24 protein-coding genes, 1 tRNA gene and 1 rRNA gene are annotated in these 23828 nt (G+C 45.2%); 25 read left to right on the forward strand and 1 reads right to left on the reverse strand.

Translation table 11 applies throughout. The features are described from left to right. The 5 genes from D1B31_RS21800 to D1B31_RS21820 all read left to right on the forward strand — a co-directional run bounded on the left by D1B31_RS21800 (position 1) and on the right by D1B31_RS21820 (position 2197). Complete coding sequence (locus D1B31_RS21800; protein WP_118924465.1) at positions 1–267, forward strand: RNA-binding S4 domain-containing protein; 267 nt, start codon at positions 1–3, stop codon at positions 265–267. Between the two features lie 89 nt (positions 268–356). Beyond that, complete coding sequence (gene yabP, locus D1B31_RS21805) at positions 357–659, forward strand: sporulation protein YabP (protein WP_118924467.1); 303 nt, start codon at positions 357–359, stop codon at positions 657–659. Next, entirely contained in the window at positions 656–1282 is a 627-nt protein-coding gene (yabQ, locus tag D1B31_RS21810) for a spore cortex biosynthesis protein YabQ (protein ID WP_118924469.1), read from the forward strand. The genes yabP and yabQ overlap by 4 nt, the downstream gene beginning before the upstream one ends. A gap of 13 nt (positions 1283–1295) precedes the next feature. Continuing rightward, positions 1296–1682 carry an FtsB family cell division protein gene (locus D1B31_RS21815; protein WP_118924471.1) on the forward strand — a complete coding sequence of 129 codons (387 nt, stop codon included), beginning with the start codon at positions 1296–1298 and terminating at the stop codon, positions 1680–1682. Positions 1683–1777: 95 nt separating this feature from the next. Continuing rightward, the gene (locus tag D1B31_RS21820; RefSeq protein WP_048827619.1) at positions 1778–2197 is read left to right on the forward strand and encodes a S1 domain-containing RNA-binding protein; all 420 of its coding nucleotides are present in this window, start codon (positions 1778–1780) and stop codon (positions 2195–2197) included. Positions 2198–2507: 310 nt separating this feature from the next. On the opposite strand, the gene D1B31_RS21825 is transcribed toward D1B31_RS21820, so the two are convergent. Continuing rightward, positions 2508–2581 (reverse strand) — tRNA-Met (locus D1B31_RS21825). 218 nt (positions 2582–2799) lie between these two features. On the opposite strand from D1B31_RS21825, the gene spoIIE reads away from it, so the two are divergent. From spoIIE to D1B31_RS21925, 20 genes are all read left to right on the forward strand, one after another. Then, a complete protein-coding gene (gene spoIIE, locus D1B31_RS21830; protein ID WP_118924473.1) occupies positions 2800–5274 on the forward strand; it encodes a stage II sporulation protein E in 2475 nt (824 codons plus the stop codon). Positions 5275–5349: 75 nt separating this feature from the next. Beyond that, on the forward strand, positions 5350–6084 hold the full coding sequence (locus D1B31_RS21835) for a vWA domain-containing protein (RefSeq protein ID WP_118924475.1): 735 nt from the start codon (positions 5350–5352) through the stop codon (positions 6082–6084). Beyond that, positions 6056–7027: a serine/threonine protein kinase gene (locus tag D1B31_RS21840; protein WP_118924477.1), complete on the forward strand. Its 972-nt coding sequence runs from the start codon at positions 6056–6058 to the stop codon at positions 7025–7027. The genes D1B31_RS21835 and D1B31_RS21840 overlap by 29 nt, the downstream gene beginning before the upstream one ends. A 129-nt stretch (positions 7028–7156) precedes the next feature. Further along, positions 7157–8578 (forward strand): tRNA lysidine(34) synthetase TilS, encoded by a 1422-nt coding sequence (gene tilS / locus D1B31_RS21845; RefSeq protein WP_118924479.1) that lies wholly within the window; start codon positions 7157–7159, stop codon positions 8576–8578. Further along, positions 8568–9113, forward strand: a complete 546-nt coding sequence (gene hpt / locus D1B31_RS21850; protein WP_118924481.1) for a hypoxanthine phosphoribosyltransferase — start codon at positions 8568–8570, stop codon at positions 9111–9113. Before tilS ends, hpt begins: the two co-directional genes overlap by 11 nt. Before the next feature lie 112 nt (positions 9114–9225). Next, positions 9226–11208 (forward strand): ATP-dependent zinc metalloprotease FtsH, encoded by a 1983-nt coding sequence (ftsH, locus tag D1B31_RS21855; RefSeq protein ID WP_118924483.1) that lies wholly within the window; start codon positions 9226–9228, stop codon positions 11206–11208. A 192-nt stretch (positions 11209–11400) separates the two neighbouring features. Then, positions 11401–12183, forward strand: a complete 783-nt coding sequence (locus D1B31_RS21860) for a type III pantothenate kinase (protein ID WP_192894816.1) — start codon at positions 11401–11403, stop codon at positions 12181–12183. Positions 12184–12214: 31 nt separating this feature from the next. Next, positions 12215–13093 carry an Hsp33 family molecular chaperone HslO gene (gene hslO / locus D1B31_RS21865; RefSeq protein ID WP_118924487.1) on the forward strand — a complete coding sequence of 293 codons (879 nt, stop codon included), beginning with the start codon at positions 12215–12217 and terminating at the stop codon, positions 13091–13093. Positions 13094–13114: 21 nt separating this feature from the next. Then, a complete protein-coding gene (locus D1B31_RS21870) occupies positions 13115–13996 on the forward strand; it encodes a peptidyl-prolyl cis-trans isomerase (protein ID WP_118924489.1) in 882 nt (293 codons plus the stop codon). A 499-nt stretch (positions 13997–14495) separates the two neighbouring features. After that, the gene (gene cysK / locus D1B31_RS21875; RefSeq protein WP_118924491.1) at positions 14496–15422 is read left to right on the forward strand and encodes a cysteine synthase A; all 927 of its coding nucleotides are present in this window, start codon (positions 14496–14498) and stop codon (positions 15420–15422) included. Between the two features lie 86 nt (positions 15423–15508). Further along, on the forward strand, positions 15509–16927 hold the full coding sequence (locus D1B31_RS21880) for an anthranilate synthase component I family protein (RefSeq protein ID WP_118924493.1): 1419 nt from the start codon (positions 15509–15511) through the stop codon (positions 16925–16927). Then, positions 16924–17535 (forward strand): aminodeoxychorismate/anthranilate synthase component II, encoded by a 612-nt coding sequence (gene pabA, locus D1B31_RS21885; protein ID WP_118924495.1) that lies wholly within the window; start codon positions 16924–16926, stop codon positions 17533–17535. Before D1B31_RS21880 ends, pabA begins: the two co-directional genes overlap by 4 nt. Beyond that, complete coding sequence (gene pabC / locus D1B31_RS21890) at positions 17513–18388, forward strand: aminodeoxychorismate lyase (RefSeq protein ID WP_118924498.1); 876 nt, start codon at positions 17513–17515, stop codon at positions 18386–18388. Before pabA ends, pabC begins: the two co-directional genes overlap by 23 nt. Beyond that, a complete protein-coding gene (gene folP / locus D1B31_RS21895; RefSeq protein ID WP_118924500.1) occupies positions 18385–19215 on the forward strand; it encodes a dihydropteroate synthase in 831 nt (276 codons plus the stop codon). The genes pabC and folP overlap by 4 nt, the downstream gene beginning before the upstream one ends. Before the next feature lie 4 nt (positions 19216–19219). Then, a complete protein-coding gene (folB, locus tag D1B31_RS21900) occupies positions 19220–19579 on the forward strand; it encodes a dihydroneopterin aldolase (protein WP_118924502.1) in 360 nt (119 codons plus the stop codon). Positions 19580–19581: 2 nt separating this feature from the next. Further along, complete coding sequence (folK, locus tag D1B31_RS21905; protein ID WP_118924504.1) at positions 19582–20109, forward strand: 2-amino-4-hydroxy-6-hydroxymethyldihydropteridine diphosphokinase; 528 nt, start codon at positions 19582–19584, stop codon at positions 20107–20109. After that, positions 20061–20270 (forward strand): helix-turn-helix domain-containing protein, encoded by a 210-nt coding sequence (locus tag D1B31_RS21910; protein ID WP_118924506.1) that lies wholly within the window; start codon positions 20061–20063, stop codon positions 20268–20270. Before folK ends, D1B31_RS21910 begins: the two co-directional genes overlap by 49 nt. A 32-nt stretch (positions 20271–20302) precedes the next feature. Further along, on the forward strand, positions 20303–21301 hold the full coding sequence (dusB, locus tag D1B31_RS21915) for a tRNA dihydrouridine synthase DusB (protein ID WP_118924508.1): 999 nt from the start codon (positions 20303–20305) through the stop codon (positions 21299–21301). Between the two features lie 255 nt (positions 21302–21556). Further along, positions 21557–23041 (forward strand): lysine--tRNA ligase, encoded by a 1485-nt coding sequence (lysS, locus tag D1B31_RS21920; RefSeq protein ID WP_118924510.1) that lies wholly within the window; start codon positions 21557–21559, stop codon positions 23039–23041. A gap of 713 nt (positions 23042–23754) precedes the next feature. Further along, positions 23755–23828: ribosomal RNA gene (locus tag D1B31_RS21925) — 16S ribosomal RNA — on the forward strand; the annotation flags it as partial.

Consider the following 23828-nt stretch of genomic DNA (forward strand, 5'->3'; position numbering starts at 1 on the left):
ATGAGACTAGATAAGTTTCTGAAAGTATCACGCATCATAAAAAGAAGAACATTGGCAAAAGAAGTATCTGACCAGGGAAGAATCCTTGTAAACGGCAAAGAAGCAAAGGCAAGCACGACCGTAAAAGAAGGCGATGAATTAACAATCCGTTTCGGCCAGCGTATTGTAACGGCAAGAATTGATCGTATCCAGGAAACATCCCGCAAGGATGAAGCCGCTGAAATGTACACAATCATGAAAGAAGAAAGAATCCAGACAGGCGAGTAAACGCAGATAGAAGGGCTTGTTCTATTTCCTGCTCCAATCACATAGTATGTACAAAAATAGTATGTACAAAGTGATTCGGGGGATGAGCGATGAACCAATATTACGATACAACTGGAAACAAAGGGACGTTACCTGAGCACGATATTATCATGAGAGGGCGAAAGCTTCTCGAGATTACAGGCGTCAAGCAAGTTGAAAGTTTCGACAATGAAGAATTCCTTTTGGAGACAACCATGGGTTTTTTATCAATAAAAGGGCAGAATTTGCAAATGAAAAACCTTGATGTCGATAAAGGGGTTGTATCCATTAAAGGAAAAGTATTTGAGCTTGTATACCTTGATGAACAGCACGGAGAAAAAGCTAAAGGATTCTTTAGCAAGTTGTTCCGATGACTCTCACAACACAGTTCATGACGATGGCGGCTATGATTGCCTCAGGTTTTTTCTTTGGGGCGATGCTGGATACGTACCAGCGGTTTTTAAACCGGCCGAAGAGAAAAAGCTGGATTGCTTTTATCAATGATATTTTGTTCTGGGCGGTACAGGCTCTATTGATTTTTTATGTACTGTATCTTGTGAATAAAGGAGAAATACGGTTTTATATCTTTATCGCTTTGCTCTGCGGATTTGCCGCTTACCAGGCATTATTTAAGAAAATCTATCTCTGGATGCTTGAAAAGGTGATCCGGGCGGGGCGTTGGTTGGGCCGTATTTTTGCAAAAACGGTCCGGCTTCTTATTTTTAAGCCGGTAACCGGTCTGATTCAACTGGCAATCATCATTGTTCTGTTTATGGCCAAAGGAGTTCTCGCGCTATTGGCGTTTGCCGGGAAGTCGGTTCTGTTTATAGTACAAATCATTCTTTTTACTCCATTGAAAAAAATATTTTTAATTGTTTGGAAAGTTTTGCCGAAAGGGATTAAAAAAACAGCAGAGAAGTTATATAATAGTGGGACAGGACTTCTGATGAGAATCAGGACCAGTTTGAAGCGGTTATTGAATAGAAAAAAAGAGTAAGGGGGATCAGCCAGTGGGAGCACCGAAAAAACGGAATGTAGCACGAATCCACAATGAATATACAGAATCGAAATATTATACGGAAGAAGCAGCTTCCATCAAACGTAGCCTTTTGGTAAGACGCCTTGCTGCTTTTTCATTATTGGCGGTCCTCTTTGCATTCTTTACGATATCTTCTATCTATTCACGAGCCGAAGTACTGGAAGAGAAGAGAGAGGAAAAGAAAATGCTCGAGCAGAAATTGTCCGGGCTGAACCGCGAACAGGATATTCTAAAAGAAGAAATCCTTAAATTGAATGATGATGAATATATTGTAAAACTTGCGAGAAAAGAATATTTTCTTTCAGATAAGGGAGAAATAATCTTCTCTCTTCCGGAAGACAATAAAAAGGGAAAATGAAACAGTTACAGTCTTATTGCACTCATTCTCAATTTTAGGTATAATATACAGTAAGACTGATTTTTTTTATATTCTTAAGGAGGAAATTTCTTTTTATGTCAATCGAAGTAGGCAGCAAGTTACAAGGAAAGGTAACAGGGATCACTAATTTCGGCGCATTCGTGGAATTGCCGGAAGGCTCAACAGGCCTTGTCCATATCAGTGAGGTAGCTGATAACTATGTAAAGGATATCAATGACCACCTTAAAGTGGGCGATATGGTAGAGGTTAAAGTTATCAATGTTGAAAAAGACGGGAAAATTGGCCTGTCCATCAAAAAAGCTAAGGACAGACCTGAGCCACAAAGATCCTATACACCGCGTCCCCGCCAGGGAAGAGCAAATGATCGGAATGCCAGACCGGAAAATTTTGAAACAAAAATGGCCAAATTTCTAAAAGACAGCGAAGACCGTTTATCCTCCCTGAAGCGAAACACAGAATCAAAACGTGGCGGCCGAGGGGCTAGAAGAGGTTAAACTTGCTGCTGCTTAACAACTGAACTTTCTTTTAACTATACCAGGCAGGCCCCGATTGGCTCTGCCTGTTTTGTTCGCTCTGCATGGCCACATACCATGGTTTATAGACAAGCAAAAAAGAGGTTTTCCCCGAAATGGGAAAGCCTCTTTTGGTTTTTGTCTAGCTCTATCGCCCAGCGCCTAGTGTACTTCGGTCCCCTCGCTACGATAAGTCAACATCGATTCGCTATCGCTCATCGTGTTTCCTTTATCTCCATCGGGGCCCTCCAGTCCTGTCGAGCGCTAAACGGGCGATTCCGCTTTTCTTATATAGCGGCGGAGGGGATCGAACCCCCGACCTTACGGGTATGAACCGTACGCTCTAGCCAGCTGAGCTACACCGCCATTTGAAACACAAACTCTATAATACAGAGTTTTAAAAAGCCTGTCAATACATTTTGTTTATTTATATTGGTTATCTTTTGCACCTTTTGCATTTCTGTGGCGCTTGAGGTGAAATGCGTCGAAGAAATCCAATAATTCGCCGCTTGATTTTGACAATCTTTGGATGCCTTTCCACTTATAATGAGCACTATGATTAATCGACGGGGGAGTGTTTATACTTGGAAAGAGCTGAGCAAAGTATGGTGGAGCCGATGCCGGGCAGGGGGAACAGCGTGAAATGGGATATATCACTGTTTAAAAAGATGCAAGCTCGGGTCGGGGAATTGTTTGTGAAAAAGGGATATTTCCTTTTTTTAGTAGGATTTTTACTTGGACGGGCACTCATATTGTCTAAGCTTACTCCTTTTGGGCTTCCCTTTTTTGCGGCAGTGTTTTTTATCAAAAGGGACCGGGCGCCGCTAGCGCTACTTGGCCTTGTCGCTGGAGCGGCTACTGTATCGATGGGACATGCAGCTTCAACATTTGCGATTGCGTTCCTCTTCCTCGCTATATTCAAAGTGACAAAGCAATGGGTTGGAAATCCGGTTAAGGCGCTCCCATATTATACTGGACTCATTCTTCTTGTGGGAAAGCTTGCGGAAAGATTTATTGTAACCGGCAGCTTAACAATTTATGACGGGGCAATGGCCGGGGTAGAGGGCATTCTTGCATTTATCCTGTCTCTCATTTTTATACAGAGCGTGCCTCTGGTGACCTTAAACAAACGAAAACAGCTCCTTAAAACAGAGGAAATCGTCTCTTTGATTATCCTGCTCGCATCCATCATGACTGGCACGATCGGATGGATAGTATATGGCATCTCAATTGAGCATGTTATGTCCAGGTACCTTGTCCTGCTTTTCTCTCTCATGGCCGGCGCAGCAGTCGGCTCCACAGTCGGTGTCGTTACCGGACTCATATTCAGCCTCGCAAATGTGTCGAGTTTTACCCACATGAGCCTGCTTGCTTTTTCGGGCGTGCTGGGGGGTCTTCTGAAGGAAGGTAAAAAGGCAGGTGTTTCCATTGGCCTGATGGTTGCCACACTACTAATCGGAATGTACGGTGAAACAGGTACTCCCTTGCAGACAACAATGATGGAAACCGCGGCGGCAATCCTCCTGTTGGTGATGACTCCAACCTCTTTAACTGCCAAAATAGCAAAATATATACCAGGTACTCCTGAGCATACAGCAGAACAGCAAAAATATATGAGGAAAATGAGGGATGTTACGGCGAAAAGAGTTGCCCAATTCTCTAATGTATTCGAGGCGCTTTCGAAAAGCTTTTCTCAGCACGACAAGGAAATAGGGACAGAAGAGAAAGAACTGGACTTTTTCCTGAGCAACGTCGCTGAAAAGTCTTGCCAAACGTGTTTTAAAAAGGAACATTGCTGGACAAGGAACTTTTCTACAACATATGGATTAATGGAAGAAATTATGCTTCAAATGGATCAATCAAAGGCATCAATTCCGCCAAAACTTGCGAGGGAATGGGAAAAACACTGTTCCAGGCCCAAAAAGGTGATGGAGGCAATCCATCAGGAGCTGGCTGTGTACCAGGCCAACCAAAAGCTAAAAAAGCAGGTGCAGGAAAGCAGAAGGCTTGTGGCTGAGCAGCTACTAGGCGTTTCAGAGGTAATGGGTGATTTTGCATTGGAAATACAGCGTGAACGAGAAAATCTTCATAAACAGGAAGAGCAAATCATGGAGGCAATCCAGGAATTTGGCCTTCAGATTGAGCAGGTGGACATTTACAGCCTCGAACAAGGGAATGTCGACATCGATATGACAATACCTTTTTGCAATGGGCATGGGGAATGTGAAAAACTAATTGCACCGATGTTATCCGATATTCTTGGCGAAACAATTGTGGTAAATTCGGAAGATTGCGGTGCTTATCCTAATAGTGTCTGCCAGGCAACGTTCCGATCGGCAAAAGCATTTGCGGTTGAGAACGGGGTTGCTTATGCGGCAAAAGACGGCGGCTTCATTTCAGGAGACAGCTTCTCGACCATTGAGCTCGGAAGCGGGAAGTATGCTGTTGCGATAAGTGATGGGATGGGAAATGGTGAGCGGGCCCAGGAGGAAAGCAAGGAAACACTTCAGCTGCTCCGGCAAATTCTCCAATCGGGAATTGAAGAAAAAGTTGCAATCAAGTCGGTTAATTCCGTCCTCTCCCTAAGGACGACAGATGAAATATTCTCTACACTTGACCTGGCAGTCATCGACTTGCAGAATGCTTCGGCAAAATTCCTGAAAATTGGTTCTACCCCGAGCTTTATTAAGCGAGGGAATAAGGTTATTAAGATACAGGCCAGCAATCTGCCAATGGGGATCGTCCAGGAATTTGATATTGATGTTGTCAGTGAGCAGCTTAAAGCCGGAGATTTACTCATTATGATGAGTGATGGAGTTTTTGAAGGGCCGAAGCATGTCGGAAACTATGAAATGTGGATGAAACGCAAGATTCACGACCTTGAAACAGAAGACCCCCAAGAAGTGGCCGACCTGATTATGGAGGAAGTAATCCGTTCAAGATCAAATCAAATTGAAGATGATATGACCGTTTCGGTCACCAAAATCAAACATAATACCCCAAAATGGGCAACCATTCCAGTCCAGTCGATAAAAAAGAAACAGGCTAAGCAGGCGTAATGCTCCAAGCCAGAATGTATAAATCGCCTCCATTGCGTCAAAAATGGTAACATTTGACGATTGGAGGAGAATGGTATGCATGCAGGGAAAATCCGGCAGATGCTGATCATTACAGACGGCTGTTCCAATAAAGGTGAGGATCCTGTTGCAATGGCTGCTTTGGCGAAAGAACAGGAAATTACTGTAAATGTGATTGGTGTAATCGACCAAGACTCGATTGATGAACAAGGAATGCGGGAAATCAATGGAATTGCCATGTCCGGTGGCGGTGTCAGCCAGGTTGTTTATTCAACACAGCTTTCCCAAACAGTTCAAATGGTTACCCGAAAAGCAATGACACAAACGATTCATGCTGTTGTAAACCGGGAATTGCAACAGATTCTAGGAAATAAACTGACCTTGGAGGACCTTCCACCAGAAAAGCGCGGAGAAGTCATTGAGGTGGTAGATGAACTTGGGGAAAAAAGCGATCTTGAGGTCGTGATTCTAGTTGATGCAAGTGCAAGCATGAAGCATAAATTGCAGACGGTTAAGGAGGCACTGATTGATCTTTCAATCAGCCTGAATGCGAGGGTGGGAAAAAACCAGTTCTCTATGTTAGTATTTCCCGGGAAAAGGGACGATACCGAAATCGTACTTGATTGGACCAGTAGACTCGAATCGATTACCGGTATTTTTACAATGCTTTCCCCTGGCGGCATCACGCCTACCGGTCCTGCGATTCGTGAGGCGATTGAAATTTTTAATGAAAAAAGAAATTTAAGGAGCCTTTTACGCCACGATGATGCATCCATCGAAGAATCAATGTAACTTCAAGCCTGGTACTGTAATTGAAGGCAAGTGGCACGGACATCGCTATGTCCTTTTGAAAGAATTGGGAAAAGGCGCAAACGGAACTGTTTACTTGGTTAAAAGAGGGAATTTTAATGTTGCCTTGAAAATAAGCACAAACAGCATGTCGGTCACATCCGAAGCCAATGTATTAAAATCCTTTGCCAAGGTCCAGGGCCCTTTCCTTGGACCTTCTTTGCTTGACGTTGATGATTGGATAACGAAGGATGGACGATATAGTTTTTATGTGATGGAATATATTAAGGGGTCTGGCTTGCAGGAGTTCCTTGGGGCTAAAGGGAAGGACTGGATTCAGCCTCTGTTTCTGCAACTCCTTCATGACCTTGGCGAGCTTCATCGAAATGGCTGGATATTCGGTGACTTAAAGCCTGAAAATTTGATCGTTGCAGGCCCGCCAACCCGAATTCGCTGTATTGATGTTGGCGGTACAACCATTGAGGGAAGGTCTATTAAGGAGTTTACAGAGTTTTTCGACCGGGGATATTGGGGCTTAGGCTCAAGGAAAGCAGAGCCTTCATATGATTTGTTTGCAGTGGCAATGGTGATGATTTCAACTTCGTATCCGGGCCGCTTCCAAAAGCAGGAGGGCGGTCTTACCCAGTTGCTCGGAGCCATTTCAACAAAAGAAGCATTAAGGGATTATAAACCTGTCCTGACCAAAGCACTGCAAGGTAAATACACTGCAGCTATAGAAATGAGAAATGACTTATTAAGTTGTACAAAACAATTTGGTTTTTCGGAAAAAACGCCTCACAGGACAAGGATGGCATTAAGGCAGGCCGTACATCAGACGCAACTAGCCAGGGCTCGAGGAAAAAAAGCGGGCATAGGGGAAACCTTTTATATTGTATCTGTTATGGCAATTCTTTATATTGTATATATTGTGATGTCTGTAACGTAATGATATAGTCCAAATGAGACATGACCAAAAATCTTTTTTAAAAATGAAACCTTTTTAAAATATAGTCGTATAAAGACGGGGAGCAAGATGGACTCACCAAACAGAAATTACTATTTAAGGAAGACTAAAATGCTTGAAGTAAAAGTTGAAGCACTCTTAAAACGGAAATCCACCTCTCTTGAAGGTACAAGCATTCTCGTAGGTGTATCGGGTGGCCCCGATTCAATGGCTCTTCTCCATTATTTGCAGGAGAATAAGGAGAATTGGGGAATAAGGCTCACTGCAGCCCACGTGGACCATATGTTCAGAGGAGAACAATCGCTTCATGATGCACTGTTTGTGAAGGGATACTGCGACAAACATTCCATTCCCTTTGAAATGGCGAGAATTAACGTACCGGACATCATTAAGCGGACCGGAAAAAACGGCCAGGCAGCATCACGCGAAGCCCGATATGATTTTTTTGGGAAGCTGATGGGTAAGTATGGATTTACGTATCTGGCTCTCGCCCACCATGCCGATGATCAAATTGAAACAATCCTTATGCGCCTGACAAGAGGGAGCGCTGGAAAGGGCCGGGCAGGCATTCCTTTCATGAGGCGATTCCACAGCGGCATAATCATCCGCCCTTTTTTGGAGGCAACGAAAGAGGAACTAATCGATTATTGCAAAAGAAAAGGAATCGAGCCGAGGATTGACCCGAGCAACGAGAAAGAAATCTACAGCCGAAACCGGTTCAGAAAAACGGTGCTTCCATTTTTGAAAAATGAAAATCCAAACATTCATGCGCATTTTCAACGCTATAGTGAGGATTTAATCATAGATGAAGAGTATCTCGAGGAATTGGCAGCCGAGAGAATGGTTACAGTAATGAAGAGCAGGGAAAAAGGGAAAATAGAGATCGATATTCTGGCTTTTCTTGGAATGCCAATGCCTTTACAAAGAAGAGGGATTCAACTAATATTAAACTATCTTTACGAAGAAACACCTGATTCTCTTGGAGCTATACATATTGATCAAGTTATTTCCCTGCTAAATCGTCCTCATCCGTCAGGAAGCCTTGATCTGCCGGGGGGACTGACTGTCATCCGTTCCTACCTCCAATGTATTTTCCAATTTGGGCACTCTGAAAAAAAACCGTTCAGAATTGAAGTGTGGGACACCGGGAAAGTTGCATTGCCTAACGGCCGTGTAATCTTGGTGGAGGCTAGCGGACGCCCTGTGGCTGGAGCCGGACCGGATTGTACATATTTAGCGGTTTCCCAAGCGGATTTGCCGCTCATTATCCGGACAAGGGAAAACGGTGACAGAATGTCGCTAAAGGGGATGCATGGCTCGAGAAAGCTGAAGGATATTTTTATTGATCATAAGGTACCGGTTCCTGAGCGTGAATCTTGGCCTGTTGTAACAGATAGCCGAGGGAGGATTCTCTGGCTGCCGGGGCTGAAAAAATCAGCCTTTGATTCTTCTGTTGATTCGGAGGAATCAGTTTGGAGGCTGGTATATAGTAAGGAACCAACATCAGGGGGGCACATGGAAAATGAGAAATGATATTAAGGAAATCCTGATTTCCGAAGAGGAAATCCAAGAGAAAATCAAGGAGCTTGGAAACCGTCTGACTGAGGACTACCAGGACAAATACCCTCTGGCAATCGGCGTTCTAAAAGGAGCAATGCCGTTCATGGGCGATCTTCTTAAAAAGATGGATTGCTACTTGGAAATGGACTTTATGGACGTATCGAGCTATGGGAACAAAATGGTTTCTTCCGGAGAGGTCAAGATTTTGAAAGACCTGGACACGTCAGTGGAAGGACGCAATATTTTAATCATTGAGGACATTATTGACAGTGGTCTGACACTCAGCTATCTCGTTGAACTATTCCGTTACAGAAAAGCAAAGTCGATTAAAATCGTTACTCTGCTTGATAAGCCGACAGGAAGAAAGGTAGATATTGCAGCCGATTACATAGGATTTATAGTACCGGATGCTTTTGTCGTTGGTTATGGCCTGGATTACTTGGAGAAGTACCGGAACCTTCCTTACATTGGTGTTCTGAAGCCTGAGGTTTACAGCGAGGAGGAATAACAGAAAAATATTGTCAATAAATCGGGCTTTCTTAATGCACTTTTGTTGAAGCACTATCATCATCTATGCTACTATTTTATATACTGTTTTCCACCGTGGGAGGAGGTAAGGGATGAATCGGATCTTCCGTAATACCATCTTTTATTTATTAATATTTTTAGTCATCATTGGCGTCGTCAGCTTCTTTAATGGGAACAACGAGCCAACCGATAATATAAGGTACGATGAGTTTATTTCCCATCTTGAGAACAAGGAAATAAAATCTGTTACCCTGCAGCCTGAACGAGGCGTTTTTGAAGTCCGCGGCCAGCTGAAAAATGCGGCGAAGGACAAATTCTTCCTGACATATGTCCCTAACAGTGAGAGGATGCTTGACCGTATTGACGATGCGGTCGGCCAGGCGAATGTTGAAACAATGCCAGCGAAGGAAACAAGCGGCTGGGTAACCTTCTTTACATCGATCATCCCATTTGTCATCATTTTTATTCTGTTTTTCTTCCTTCTTAACCAGGCTCAGGGCGGCGGCAGCCGTGTCATGAACTTCGGGAAGAGCAAGGCAAGATTGTACAGCGAGGATAAGAAAAAAGTCCGTTTTAAAGATGTGGCAGGTGCAGATGAAGAAAAGCAGGAGCTTATTGAAGTAGTTGAATTCCTGAAAGACCCACGGAAGTTTTCCGAGCTTGGGGCGCGTATTCCAAAAGGTGTCCTCCTTGTAGGGCCTCCAGGAACAGGTAAAACACTTCTTGCACGCGCTGTGGCCGGGGAAGCGGGAGTTCCGTTTTTCTCAATCAGCGGTTCCGATTTCGTTGAAATGTTCGTTGGGGTGGGTGCATCCCGTGTACGTGATCTTTTTGAAACAGCAAAGAAAAATGCCCCGTGTATTATTTTCATAGATGAAATTGATGCGGTAGGGCGCCAGCGAGGTGCCGGCCTTGGCGGCGGACACGATGAGCGCGAGCAGACTCTGAACCAGCTTCTTGTGGAAATGGACGGGTTCGGGGCAAATGAAGGAATCATCATAATTGCGGCTACAAACCGCCCTGATATTCTGGATCCGGCTCTTCTCCGCCCGGGACGTTTCGACCGTCAGATTACGGTTGACCGCCCGGATGTAAGGGGACGAGAGGCCGTGCTGAAAGTCCATGCACGCAACAAACCGCTTGATGAATCTGTTAATCTTAAGGCGATTGCCATGAGGACCCCAGGGTTTTCAGGCGCCGACCTTGAGAACCTTTTGAACGAAGCAGCCCTTGTGGCTGCCCGCCGTGACAAGAAGAAAATCGAGATGACGGATATCGATGAAGCAACAGACCGTGTCATTGCAGGCCCGGCGAAGAAAAGTCGAGTCATTTCCGAAAAAGAACGCCGGATTGTCGCATTCCATGAAGCCGGCCATACAGTGATCGGCGTTATGCTTGATGAAGCTGAAATGGTGCATAAGGTTACGATTGTTCCACGAGGACAGGCTGGCGGCTACGCTGTCATGCTGCCTAAGGAAGACCGTTACTTTATGACAAAGCCTGAATTGCTCGATAAGATCACAGGCTTGCTCGGCGGTCGGGTAGCGGAGGAGGTTGTCTTCGGTGAAGTGAGTACCGGAGCGCATAATGACTTCCAAAGAGCAACCGGCATTGCCAGGAAAATGGTCACTGAGTTCGGAATGAGCGACAAGCTCGGCCCGCTTCAGTTCGGCCAGCCGCAGGGAGGCCAGGTTTTCCTTGGACGCGACCTGCACAATGAACAGAATTATTCTGACAAGATCGCTTATGAAATCGACCTTGAAATTCAGAACTTCATTAAGCAATCGTATGAACGGGCTAGGGAGATTCTCACTAAACACCGGGATAAGCTCGATCTGATCGCGAACACGCTTCTTGAAGTAGAAACACTTGATGCCGAAGATATCAAGCACCTCGTTGATCACGGAAGGCTTCCGGATGGCAAGGTCCCAGCCAACTCGACGCCAGAAGAAATCAAGAGTACGCTCGATGATGTCATTATTAACATCTCCGGCAAAAAGGAAGGCGAAAACCATTCCGGATCTTCTGCATCTGATTTGCTAAAGCCTGAAGAAAATCAGGATGAACAAAAATAAGCTAAACTTTTATAAGGGCGCTGCATCCTATGCGGTGCCCTTTTTGCTGTCCAATTCATGAAATTCCTGTTCCTAGAGCACTTGTCTTTTATTTCGGGAAACGGTTTGTGATATGATGTTTTAAGTGAAATAACAGCTGCAATGAGCGGCAGGCTATTGGCAAATTTAAATCTCCGTAAAGTGGTGAGACAATTGATTTTCGTATTTGACGTAGGAAATACTAATATTGTTTTAGGGGTATACAAAGGAGAAGAGCTTCTCCATCATTGGAGGATTGAAACAAACAGAAATAGGTCTGAGGATGAATATGGGATGATCATTAAATCCCTATTCGAGCATTCAGGTCTTTCTTTTGCCGATATTGAAGGAATTATTATCTCTTCCGTCGTTCCGCCAATCATGTTTTCCTTGGAAAAAATGTGTGAGAAGTACTTTGGAGTCAAACCGCTAATTGTCGGCCCTGGCATTAAGACTGGACTGGACATAAAATATGAAAATCCGAGGGAAGTGGGGGCTGACAGAATTGTCAATGCGGTTGCCGCTATCCATGAATATGGGAGCCCGCTTGTGATTGTCGATTTCGGGACTGCCACAACATACTGTTACGTGAATGACCAAAAGCAGTACATGGGCGGGGCGATTGCTCCGGGAGTGGGAATTTCGACTGAGGCGCTTTACTCGAGGGCGGCGAAGCTACCGAGGATTGAGATTGTCCGTCCGGAAGGGGTTATTGGGAAAAACACTGTGGCAGCGATGCAGGCTGGAATCGTATATGGGTATGTCGGCATGGTGGAAGGGATTGTCAAAAGAATGCTCACTATCGGCCAGAAGACCCCTACTGTCATTGCCACGGGCGGTCTTTCCAGCTTAATTGCCGAGGAATCTAAAATCATTGACATAGTTGATCCTTTCCTGACATTAAAAGGGCTCCGGCTGATTTATCGTCGCAATATGGATAACAAACAAGAGTCTTAAATTGAATGAACATCTAGAAAGGAGCGTCACGATGAGTGATTATCTTATAAAGGCAATTGCCTATAACGGCCAAATTAGGGCCTATGCAGTAAAGAGCACAGAAACGACTGCTGAGGCACAGCGGCGCCATTATACATGGCCAACCGCTTCAGCGGCCCTCGGACGGGCAATGACGGGCGGCTTGATGATGGGCGCCATGCTAAAAGGTGATGAAAAGTTAACGATAAAAATCGAAGGGGGAGGGCCGATTGGCAATATTCTTGTCGACAGTAATGCAAAAGGAACTGTCAGGGGATATGTATCCAATCCGCATACCCATTTTGAATTGAATGAAAATGGAAAGCTTGATGTAAGGCGGGCGGTTGGCACAGACGGTACGCTGACTGTTGTTAAAGATCTTGGCCTTCGTGACTTCTTCAGCGGCTCCGTCCCATTAGTCTCCGGGGAATTAGGGGAGGACTTCACTTATTATTTTGCCTCATCTGAACAGGTAAATTCTTCAGTAGGTGTTGGAGTGCTGGTGAACCCGGATAATAGTATCAAAGCGGCTGGCGGCTTTATTCTTCAGTTATTGCCAGGAACAACAGAGGAGACCATCACACGTCTCGAGAGTCGTCTGAAAACGATTGAACCGATTTCGAAGATGATTGAGCGTGGATTGACGCCGGAAGAAATACTAGAGGAGCTATTTGGGAAAGGTGAGGTTACGTTCCTTGAAAAGATGCCGGTTCAGTTTGAATGCACATGTTCAAAAGAACGATTTGCAAATGCGATTGTATCTTTAGGCCAGGAGGAAATTGCCGGAATGATTGAGGAAGATGGAAAAGCTGAGGCCCATTGCCACTTTTGCAATGAGAAATATCAATATTCAATAGAAGAGCTCGAGGAGTTAAAGAAAGAAGCGAAATAAGCTTCATCCGGGAGAGGGAAAATGAAAACGAGGGAATTGTGGTATGTAATCGTCGCGCTTGTGGCATTGAATATTCTTACTGCTCTTTATTTTATGACGAAAAGCGGTACGGCTTCCGGGTTCCCTGTAGACGAAGAAACCGTAGCGACAGTGGGAAAGAGTACCATTACAAGGGAAGAATGGCTGAAGGTATTGGAGTCCCGTTATGGAGAAGATACACTAAGGGAACTGGTTAACCAGGAAGTTATCAGTCATTTGGCAAAAAAGTACGACGTAAAAGTGCCAAAAACAGATGTAGAGCGCGAATTAAGGATTTTCCAGACTACCTATGGCGGTTCGGCGCCTGATCAGCAGAATATGAAGAGCTGGAAAAAGCAAATCGAACTGTCGCTTCTGCTTGAAGAGCTTTTGACAAAAGATGCGGTTGTATCAGAGGCAGAATTAAAAAGTTTTTATGGAAAGAATAAATCGATGTATGAGGTTCCAGCAGCGGTTCACTTGTCCCATATTATCGTAAAAACAAGTGCTGAAGCCAAACGGGCCATCAAGGAACTGAAGGAAGGCTCCGATTTTGCCACTTTGGCGCGGGAACGATCAATAGATGAGTTCACTGCAGCGGAGGGCGGGGAACTCGGGTTTATTCAGGATGGCGATGAGCGGTTTCCGGAGGCATACATCACTGCAGCAGCGAAACTAAAAACGGGCGAGTGGAGCAGTCCGATTGAAACAGAAGAAGGTTATGCTATTATTAAACTTCATGACAGGCTGAATGAAAAAAAATATACCTTCAAGGAAGTAAAACGTGAAATCAGAAGGCAAATTGCGCTAGCGCAGCTTGGGATGCCGCCTACTGCGAGTACCCTTTGGGACGAGGCTGGAGTCGAGTGGTTTTACGGAAAATAAAAGTATCGGCATAATGAAGCACAAATAACATACTTTAAAAGGTCCCGCATACATATAAAGCGGGGCCTTTTCTGTTAATCCAGCTACACAAAGGGAAGCCTCGGAAGCATAAGCATCGCACGAAGGAAAAGCGTTAGCTTTTTCGAGGAGCGCCTAGCCCCTCGAGGTCTTAAGCCGGTTCCCTCCGGAGGGCAGGCCCATCCTCATAAATGCTCGCATTTCCTTCGTGCGCGGGCGAATTCAGGGATGCCATTCAGTGTCCTGCGGGCCCCGTCTTAAGCTTGGCTACGCTTCGCTCGCATTAAGGGCGACTAAGGTTTTGCTAGGGCAAAACCAAGTCTTCCTATATCGGGGCTGACCAGGCGCTTTCGCATTTTGGTTGTTAAAATTTGTTTTTTGTCCGCGGTTAATGGGGAAAGTAATTATATTGACAGTTTTGCTTAAAATTGATAAATTTATATTAAACCAATAAAAATACTCGGAATAAGGAGTGGGACGGATGGTACGCGTCGCAAATTCAATTGCAGACTTAGTTGGCAATACCCCGATTGTAAAATTAAACCGCCTTGTAGATGAAAATAGTGCAGAAGTTTACTTGAAGCTTGAATATATGAACCCCGGCAGCAGTGTAAAGGACCGAATCGCCCTTGCGATGATTGAGGCTGCTGAGGAAAGCGGCAGCTTGAAGAAGGGTGATACAATCATTGAGCCGACAAGCGGAAATACCGGGATCGGTCTTGCGATGGTTGCGGCGGCCAAAGGCTACAAGACTCTTTTAGTCATGCCTGAAACGATGAGCGTGGAACGGCGCAACCTCCTACGAGCCTATGGAGCCGAACTTGTGTTGACTCCCGGACCCGAAGGCATGGGAGGCGCGATTCGCAAAGCGGAAGAGCTGGCAAAGGAAAATGGCTATTTCATGCCGCAGCAATTTAAGAACGAAGCGAATCCGGAAGTACACAGAAGGACAACCGGAAGAGAAATCGTTGAGCAGATGGGCGATCAGCTAGATGGATTTATATCTGGTATTGGAACAGGCGGAACTATCACAGGGGCAGGCGAGGTCTTGCGTGAAGTGTACCCAACGATTAAAATTTATGCAGTCGAGCCATCTGACTCTCCAGTCCTATCAGGCGGAAAACCAGGTCCACATAAAATACAGGGCATTGGGGCCGGGTTCGTACCAGATATCCTTGATACAAAAATGTATGATGAAGTGATTCAGGTCGAAAACGAGCAGGCATTTGAATATGCTCGCCGTGCTGCGAAGGAGGAGGGCATTCTTGGCGGAATCTCCTCTGGGGCAGCCATTTATGCTGCACTTAAGGTTGCGAAGGAGCTCGGAAAAGGGAAGAAGGTCCTTGCAATTATCCCTAGCAACGGTGAACGTTACTTAAGTACCCCGCTTTACCAATTTGAAGATTAGAAAATGTTCTTAAAGCATGAGCTGCAATTTGCGGATCATGCTTTTTTCATTTCCAAACTTCTTGTATGATGGAGAAGATACGGAAAATGGGAGTGAGCTTTTTGGGGGAAAACATTTATAATAAAAAAATCGGCTTATCAGCCGAAACGTTTTTTCAGCAGTATAAAAAGATTGCCGCCACTAGCGGTCATCATGTTCTTCTTGAAAGTGGCCGCGGCGGCAGATATAACCTTGCTGCCTTTGAGCCGCATGCTTTTATTAAATCTGCCGGTGCCAATCGGTTCGAGTTGATTGAAAATGGTGAGCGCTCCGTTATGGAGGGGAACCCGCTTCATGGCCTAAAGAAGTACATGGCAAATTTCAGTAACGAAGCCGGCTCCCCTATTCCTTTAGCTGCAGGCGGGGCAATCGGATACATTAACTATGACTATGCAAGGTATATTGAGTCCCTTCCGGAGCTGGCAACGGATGAACTAAACGTTCCGGATGTTTATTTTATGTTTCATAAAGAATGGTTTGTCTTTGATTTAAAAGAAGAAGTCATGACGATGTTCTTTCGCTTCAGTGAAGAGGAAGAATTGGCTGTGCGTGTCCGTCAATGGGAAGGGCGCTGGACGGATTCAGAACCGGTTCGTGCAGAAAGCCCAGTCACATCGGCCGCTCATCATGAGAGGGAAGTGTCGATCGGGGAAAAGGAGTTTACGGAGGCGGTCGAAAAGGTTCGGGAATACATTGCGGAGGGTGATGTTTTTCAGGTGAACCTATCTGTCAGGCAGACGAAGCCGATTGATGTGTCAGCGTTGGCTGTTTATGAAAAGCTGCGTGCAGTAAATCCATCCCCTTATATGGGCTATTTTCATACCCCGGAATTCCAGCTAGTCAGTGGGTCGCCTGAGTTGCTTGTCAAAAAGTTCGGCCGGGAAATTAGTACAAGGCCGATTGCGGGCACGAGGTCCCGGGGCAGGAATGAAGAAGAGGATTTTAGGCTAGCGAGTGAATTAATTGAAAGCGAGAAAGAACGAGCGGAACATGTGATGCTTGTCGACTTGGAACGAAATGATCTAGGGAAGGTCAGTGCATACGGTACGGTCCAGGTAAATGAATTCATGGCGATTGAAAAATACTCGCATGTGATGCATATTGTTTCAAATATACGTGGTGAGATTTCCCCGGAGAAGGATGGCTTTGATTTAATTGATGCCGTATTTCCTGGAGGTACGATTACAGGCGCCCCGAAAGTCAGGACAATGGAAATCATTGAGGAACTCGAACCTTCAAGAAGAGGTCCGTATACAGGGTCGCTTGGATGGATCGGATTTAACGGTGATTTGGAACTGAACATCATGATCAGAACAATGCTTGTAAAAGATGGACAAGCTCATGTCCAGGCAGGGGCGGGAATCGTCATTGATTCCAATCCGAAACACGAATATGAGGAATCGTTGAAAAAAGCAAGGGCACTCTGGAAGGCGAAAGAGCTTGCGGAAGCGGGTGAGAACGAATGATTTATATGATTGATAACTATGATTCTTTCACCTACAACCTTGTTCAGTATTTGGGGGAAATTGGTGAGGATTTGATTGTAAAACGAAATGATGAGGTTACGCTCGAAGACATTGAAAAGGCGAACCCAACCGTGCTGATGATATCTCCTGGTCCGTGCAGCCCGAATGAAGCGGGAATCAGCCTTGAGGCAATTTCTTATTTTGCTGGTAAGGTCCCAATCTTCGGGGTTTGCCTTGGCCACCAAGCGATTGCCCAAGTGTTTGGCGGAGATGTGGTGCGTGCTGAACGATTGATGCATGGCAAAACATCTCTAATCCATCATGATGGCAAAACGATTTTTAAGAATATTTTCAATCCTTTTGCGGCAGCTCGTTACCATTCACTTATCGTGAAACGTGAAACACTTCCTGATTGCCTGGAAGTGTCTGGCTGGACGGAGCGGGGAGAGATTATGGCGATCCGCCATAAAACGATGGCGATTGAAGGAGTGCAATTCCATCCCGAGTCTATATTGACCGGACCTGGAAAAGAGTTGCTTGCTAATTTTCTCCACATCCATTCGCCTTCTGGGAAAGGGAAGAAACATGTTTATTTGGCAGAACGGTAAACTTCTCAAAAAAGAAGAGGCAGCTATCAGCCCGTTCGACCACGGTTATCTATATGGGGTGGGGCTGTTTGAAACATTCAGGGTTTATCATGGGCACTGCTTTTTGCTCGATGACCATCTCCAAAGATTGAATGCGGGACTTGAACTCTTGGAAATTAAGAAGAGGATTTGCCGCCCCGAAGCGGAGGAGGCAGTTGCGGCCCTTTTAGAGGCGAATGGCAGCAGTGATGCTTACATTCGTTTCAACGTCTCCGCGGGAGCCGGAGAAGTTGGCCTTCGTTCCGAACCATACACGGACCCTGAAATCATCATTTTTTCAAAACCTCTTCCTCCCGCAGGAATTTTGCAGGAAAAGCGGGGGAAGATCCTTTCTTTGAACCGGAATACCCCGGAAGGAGTGGAACGGCTGAAGTCGCACCACTATTTAAATAATATCCTTGCATATCGGGAACTCCGCGATGTTCCCGGAACAGAAGGAATTTTTTTGACCAAGGATGGCCATGTAGCTGAAGGGATTGTTTCGAATGTATTCTGGGCAAGGGGAGGGACTCTTTTTACCCCTTCGCTGGAAACGGGAATCTTAAATGGTATAACGCGCCAGTTTGTCATTGAACTTGCTCTGAGTGCGGGTTTTGAAGTTAGGGAAGGCTTTTTTTCCTCAGAAGAACTTCTTGGTGCGGAGGAAGTCTTATTCACGAACTCCATCCAGGAAATTGTGGTCTGTCCGCAAATTGGAGATACTACGTTTGCAGGCAGGGAAGGGCGTCTGGGGCAGCTTTTGCACGAACAATATGCTGCCTGCCGCAAGAAATATTACAGCAGGAATGAACTCAAAACGGAGGATTTCTCATGAGCAGTGATAATAAAAAAATAACATGTGGCCAATATGTTCTTGATTATGGCAAAAAAACAATTGTGATGGGAATTTTAAATGTCACGCCTGATTCATTTTCAGATGGAGGAAGATTCAATGCGGCCGACCGTGCGGTTGCCCGCGCGAAGGAAATGGTCGAACAAGGTGCAGACATTATTGACATCGGCGGCGAATCGACCAGGCCTGGGCATGCGCCGGTTTCGGTTGAAGAAGAACTTCGGAGGGTTATACCGATCGTTGAGGTGCTGGCAAAGGAAGTGGATGCCCCAATTTCGGTCGATACGTATAAAGCCGAGGTGGCCAGACGGGCTCTAGAGGCGGGCGCGCACATTATCAACGATGTTTGGGGTGCCAAGGCAGAGCCGGCAATTGCCTCGGTTGCCGCAGAGTTTAATGCCCCGATTATTTTGATGCACAACCGGGATAACCGCAATTATGATATGTTTACGAGAGACGTGTTTGCTGACCTGTATGAAAGCATCATAATTGCAAAAAAAGCAGGAGTAGAGGATTCGCAAATTATCCTCGATCCGGGGATTGGTTTTGCGAAGGACTTCAAAGAAAACATTGAAATGATGCAAAATCTTGAAACACTAGTTGCTCTTGGTTATCCGGTCCTATTGGGCACATCGAGGAAAACGTTCATTGGCCGGGTCCTTGACTTGCCGCCAGAGGAAAGGATGGAGGGAACAGGCGCCACTGTCTGTTACGGAATACAGAAAGGATGCCAAATGATTCGTATCCATGATGTGAAGGAAATGGCGAGAATGGCGAAGATGATGGATGCGCTAATGGGCAGGGGGTAAGGAAATGGATAAAATTTATGTCAACCAAATGGAGTTCTATGGGTACCATGGCGTTTTTCCTGAGGAAACGAGGTTGGGGCAGCGGTTTATCATTGATCTCGCTGTCAGCCTCGATTTGAAAGAGGCGGGTCAGACAGATAATCTTGACGCATCAGTGAATTATGCAGAATTATACAATGTTTGCAAAGAAGTCGTTGAAGGGGAACCTTTTAAACTGATTGAATCGGTTGCTGAGAAAATTGCTTTGCGGCTCCTTGCTGAGTTTCCGCTGATTGAAGAAACATCAGTAAAAGTCATTAAACCGGATCCCCCAATCCCGGGCCATTATAAGTTTGTCGCGGCTAAAATCACAAGGAGAAGATAAACGTGGAGAATCGTGCTTTTCTTTCGCTTGGTTCCAATATGGGCGATCGCTATCAACATTTGCAAGCGGCTGTTCAATTGCTAGACGGCCATCCGTCCATTAAAATGGTAAATTATTCCTCCGTTTATGAAACTGATCCAGTTGGCTATGAAGACCAGGACCTTTTTTTAAATATGGTTATTGAAATAAATACAGACTTGCCGCCATTTGAACTGCTGGAAGTATGCCTTAAGAACGAGTTTTTACTTGGGAGAAAAAGGGAAATAAAATGGGGTCCGCGCACAATAGACCTTGACATCCTACTCTATAACCAAGAAAATATTGAAACGGAGAAGCTTTACATTCCGCATTCCAGGATGGCGGAACGTGCATTTGTGCTAGTGCCTTTGTATGAAGTTGCCGGAAATATTCACCTTCCTGGCAATCGTGAACCTCTTGCGCTATTGATCAATCGTTTACCTGATAAAGAAGGAGTACGAATATGGAAGCGGAAAAATGGGGAAGACGGATTCGGGCATTCAGGAAATTAAAAGGATATACCCAAGACAGCTTTTCAAAAGAGCTCGGAGTTTCAGTCTCCATTCTTGGAGAAATTGAGCGGGGCAACCGGATGCCGCCTGCTGACCTTTTGCGAAGAGCTTCGGAAGTTTTGCACATAAGCATCGAAGATATGGCTCCTCCCAAGGAGTAAAAATACATTTTGAAAAAAGGAAGGCCGTTACAATGTTAAAAATTGGCAATATTGTCATGAAGAATCCCGTTGTCCTGGCGCCCATGGCAGGTGTTTGCAACTCGGCTTTCCGGCTGACCGTAAAAGAATTTGGCGCCGGCCTTGTTTGCGCTGAAATGGTTAGTGACAAGGGAATTCTCTTCAAGAACGAAAAGACGATGAACATGCTATATATAGATGAGCGCGAGAAGCCGCTAAGCCTGCAAATTTTTGGAGGCGAAAGAAAAACACTCGTCGAGGCAGCGAGATTTGTTGACCAGAACACAAATGCGGATATTATCGATATCAACATGGGTTGTCCGGTCCCTAAAATTACGAAGTGTGATGCCGGTGCACGCTGGCTTCTGGATTCGGATAAAATTTATGAAATGGTTTCGGCTGTTGTGGAAGCGGTTGAAAAGCCGGTTACAGTTAAAATGCGGATGGGCTGGGATGAAGAGCATATTTATGCTGTCAAAAACGCCCTTGCTGTAGAACGCGCCGGAGGTAAAGCTATTGCGCTACATGGCCGTACCCGTGTTCAGATGTATGAAGGAAAAGCGAATTGGGATATTATCCGTGAAGTAAAACAAGCGGTTTCTATTCCAGTCATCGGAAATGGCGATGTCCAGACGCCTCAGGATGCCAAGCGCATGCTTGAAGAAACAGGTGTGGATGGCGTCATGATCGGACGCGCCGCTCTCGGAAATCCATGGATGATTTATAGGACAGTAAAATATCTTGAAACAGGCGAATTAATGAGTGAGCCATCTGTACGCGAAAAAATGGATGTATGTATCCTTCACCTTGACCGCCTGATTGCCCTTAAGAATGAAAATATCGCTGTAAGGGAAATGCGCAAGCACGTCGCATGGTATTTGAAAGGCGTAAAAGGAAACGCAAAAGTGCGAAATGCAATCAATGAGTGCAGCACTAGAGAAGAGCTTGTTACCCTGTTGAACGGTCTGGCTATTGAGGCGGCAGAAAGGGAAAGCCAGGCAATCGTTAGTTAATTTTTTTCGTGGGATATTGCCCGGCGATTTAGCCAAAATCTTTGCTTGATGATATACTATGAAGGCTGCCAGAAAAAAACTGGCAGTCTTTGTTGTATTTTTTGTTTTTTTATTATGTGCCAGGATGAAAGTTTGTGTACAATGTACGTAATGTCTCTTTTTATGGATTATTGTCTAAACTGCAAATGGGCACTTTAACAGGCCAATTAGCGTGCGACTACATACCGCACTATATAAATGGGGAGTTGAAAATAAATGAGTCATGAGGAATTAAATGACCAGCTGCTGGTCAGACGGGAAAAAATGAATGAAATGCGCCAAAAGGGCATTGACCCATTTGGTAAAAAATTCACCCGCAATGCGAATGCAAAAGAGTTGATTGGAAAATACAACGGGCTTGAAAAAGAGGAGCTTGAGGCGAAAGAGGTTTCCGTTTCTCTAGCAGGCCGGATTATGACAAAACGCGGAAAAGGAAAAGCCGGTTTTGCCCATATCAAAGATCTCACTGGTCAAATTCAAATTTATGTTCGAAAAGATGAAGTCGGCGAAGAACAGTACGACTTGTTCACTTCTTCAGATCTTGGCGATATCGTCGGGGTAACTGGGACACTTTTCAAAACACAAGTCGGAGAGCTTTCAATTAAGGTAACGGAATATACTTTCCTAACAAAAGCCTTGCGTCCGCTTCCTGATAAATTCCATGGCCTGAAGGATGTAGAGCAGCGTTACCGCCAGCGCTATCTCGACCTCATTATGAGTGACGAGAGCAAGGCCACATTTATCATGCGCAGCCTGATTCTTCAATCCATGCGCCGTTATTTGGATGAGCATGGTTTCCTTGAAGTAGAAACGCCAATGATGCACTCTATCCCGGGCGGTGCATCAGCAAGACCTTTCGTTACGCATCATAATGCGCTTGATATGGAACTGTTCATGCGGATTGCCATCGAGCTCCATTTGAAGCGCCTGATTGTGGGCGGGCTTGAAAAGGTGTATGAAATCGGCCGCGTTTTCCGGAACGAAGGAGTTTCCACTAGGCATAATCCTGAATTCACAATGATTGAGCTATATGAAGCTTACGCTGATTACGAGGACATCATGAGTCTAACTGAAAATCTCGTCGCGCATATTGCCCGTGAGGTTCTTGGGACAACTGTCGTCCAATATGGAGAGTATGAAATCAACCTCGAGCCGGAATGGAAGAGGCTTCATATGGTAGATGCGGTTAAGGAGCATACCGGCGTTGACTTCTGGAAAGAGATGACGGACGACGAAGCTCGTGCCCTTGCGAAAGAACATGGGATTGAGATTACCGAGCATATGGCATACGGCCATATCCTCAATGAATTCTTCGAGCAAAAAGTGGAGGAAAAACTGATTCAGCCAACCTTTATTTATGGCCATCCAGTGGATATCTCCCCGCTTGCAAAAAAGAACGATAAAGATCCACGCTTTACAGATCGTTTCGAATTATTCATCGTTGCACGTGAACATGCCAATGCCTTCACGGAGCTGAATGACCCAATCGACCAGCGGGAGCGTTTCGAAGCGCAGTTGAAGGAACGTGAGCAAGGAAACGATGAGGCGCATGAAATGGATGAGGATTTCATCGAAGCGCTTGAATACGGGATGCCGCCAACCGGCGGACTTGGAATCGGGATTGACAGACTTGTCATGCTGTTGACCAACTCTCCTTCAATCCGGGATGTTCTATTGTTTCCTTTAATGAGGCATAAATAATAATAGAGACGCCAGTTTCCTTTTGAGGAATCTGGCGTTTTGACTTTTAATAAGAGGATTTTAGATGGGCGAAGGTTTTGTGCATTCTATATAATGTAAAGCTTAAAGTCAGTGGCGGTTCGCTGCAGCCAGCAAAGATGTTAGCGGTGCTTCAGCTATTTTTTGTGAGGGTGAATTCCGACCAGCCGGATAGATGTTTCTATATGATGTAGATTGACTAGCCTTAATGAAGCTATCAAAACATATTTCATCAATCACCCGCCTGTTTTCTAGGTCAGATCAGACTCTCCGAGGTGATGCCTGCTGCCCTATAATGGGGGTTAACCGGGTCAGTCGTTCTATTTCAAATGGTTTTGGGTAAATAGATGATATATCTTTCGTTTTTAAATAAAAAAGTATTGCATAGCTCATTTAATGGTGTTATATTAGTTAATGTTGCTGCGAGGCAACTGGTCAACGAGAAAAAAACTTTTAAAAAACTGTTGACTTCAGTATGGTAATTTGGTAATATAGAAAAGTCGCCTTTGAGCGATGTTCACTCTTGCATCGGAGACTTTTGAGAGAGAAATGCTCAGAACGTAGCAAGGTCGCAAGAGAAGTTACTAGCGGATATATTGCTCTTTGAAAACTAAACAAACAAGCGTCAACAAACAATAATACAGTGATCTTCGGATCACTAGCCAACGTAACTTTATGAGCTAAACTCATACTCTTTCTTGGAGAGTTTGATCCTGGCTCAGGACGAACGCTGGCGGCGTGCCTAATACATGCAAGTCGAGCGAAAGTT

Origin of the sequence: Neobacillus notoginsengisoli (genome assembly GCF_003515685.1) — a bacterium.
Classification (GTDB): Bacteria; Bacillota; Bacilli; order Bacillales; family Cytobacillaceae; genus Bacillus_D; species Bacillus_D notoginsengisoli.

Coding starts and splice junctions, on each gene's coding strand:
- D1B31_RS21880 (WP_118924493.1), top strand. CDS start 15,509: ATGGGAGTGAGCTTTTTGGGGGAAAACATTTATAATAAAAAAATCGGC.
- yabQ (WP_118924469.1), top strand. CDS start 656: ATGACTCTCACAACACAGTTCATGACGATGGCGGCTATGATTGCCTCA.
- hslO (WP_118924487.1), top strand. CDS start 12,215: ATGAGTGATTATCTTATAAAGGCAATTGCCTATAACGGCCAAATTAGG.
- yabP (WP_118924467.1), top strand. CDS start 357: ATGAACCAATATTACGATACAACTGGAAACAAAGGGACGTTACCTGAG.
- folP (WP_118924500.1), top strand. CDS start 18,385: ATGAGCAGTGATAATAAAAAAATAACATGTGGCCAATATGTTCTTGAT.
- D1B31_RS21820 (WP_048827619.1), top strand. CDS start 1,778: ATGTCAATCGAAGTAGGCAGCAAGTTACAAGGAAAGGTAACAGGGATC.
- D1B31_RS21840 (WP_118924477.1), top strand. CDS start 6,056: ATGATGCATCCATCGAAGAATCAATGTAACTTCAAGCCTGGTACTGTA.
- hpt (WP_118924481.1), top strand. CDS start 8,568: ATGAGAAATGATATTAAGGAAATCCTGATTTCCGAAGAGGAAATCCAA.
- D1B31_RS21910 (WP_118924506.1), top strand. CDS start 20,061: ATGGAAGCGGAAAAATGGGGAAGACGGATTCGGGCATTCAGGAAATTA.
- D1B31_RS21835 (WP_118924475.1), top strand. CDS start 5,350: ATGCATGCAGGGAAAATCCGGCAGATGCTGATCATTACAGACGGCTGT.
- pabA (WP_118924495.1), top strand. CDS start 16,924: ATGATTTATATGATTGATAACTATGATTCTTTCACCTACAACCTTGTT.
- dusB (WP_118924508.1), top strand. CDS start 20,303: ATGTTAAAAATTGGCAATATTGTCATGAAGAATCCCGTTGTCCTGGCG.
- lysS (WP_118924510.1), top strand. CDS start 21,557: ATGAGTCATGAGGAATTAAATGACCAGCTGCTGGTCAGACGGGAAAAA.
- D1B31_RS21870 (WP_118924489.1), top strand. CDS start 13,115: ATGAAAACGAGGGAATTGTGGTATGTAATCGTCGCGCTTGTGGCATTG.
- folB (WP_118924502.1), top strand. CDS start 19,220: ATGGATAAAATTTATGTCAACCAAATGGAGTTCTATGGGTACCATGGC.
- cysK (WP_118924491.1), top strand. CDS start 14,496: ATGGTACGCGTCGCAAATTCAATTGCAGACTTAGTTGGCAATACCCCG.
- tilS (WP_118924479.1), top strand. CDS start 7,157: ATGCTTGAAGTAAAAGTTGAAGCACTCTTAAAACGGAAATCCACCTCT.
- D1B31_RS21800 (WP_118924465.1), top strand. CDS start 1: ATGAGACTAGATAAGTTTCTGAAAGTATCACGCATCATAAAAAGAAGA.
- ftsH (WP_118924483.1), top strand. CDS start 9,226: ATGAATCGGATCTTCCGTAATACCATCTTTTATTTATTAATATTTTTA.
- pabC (WP_118924498.1), top strand. CDS start 17,513: ATGTTTATTTGGCAGAACGGTAAACTTCTCAAAAAAGAAGAGGCAGCT.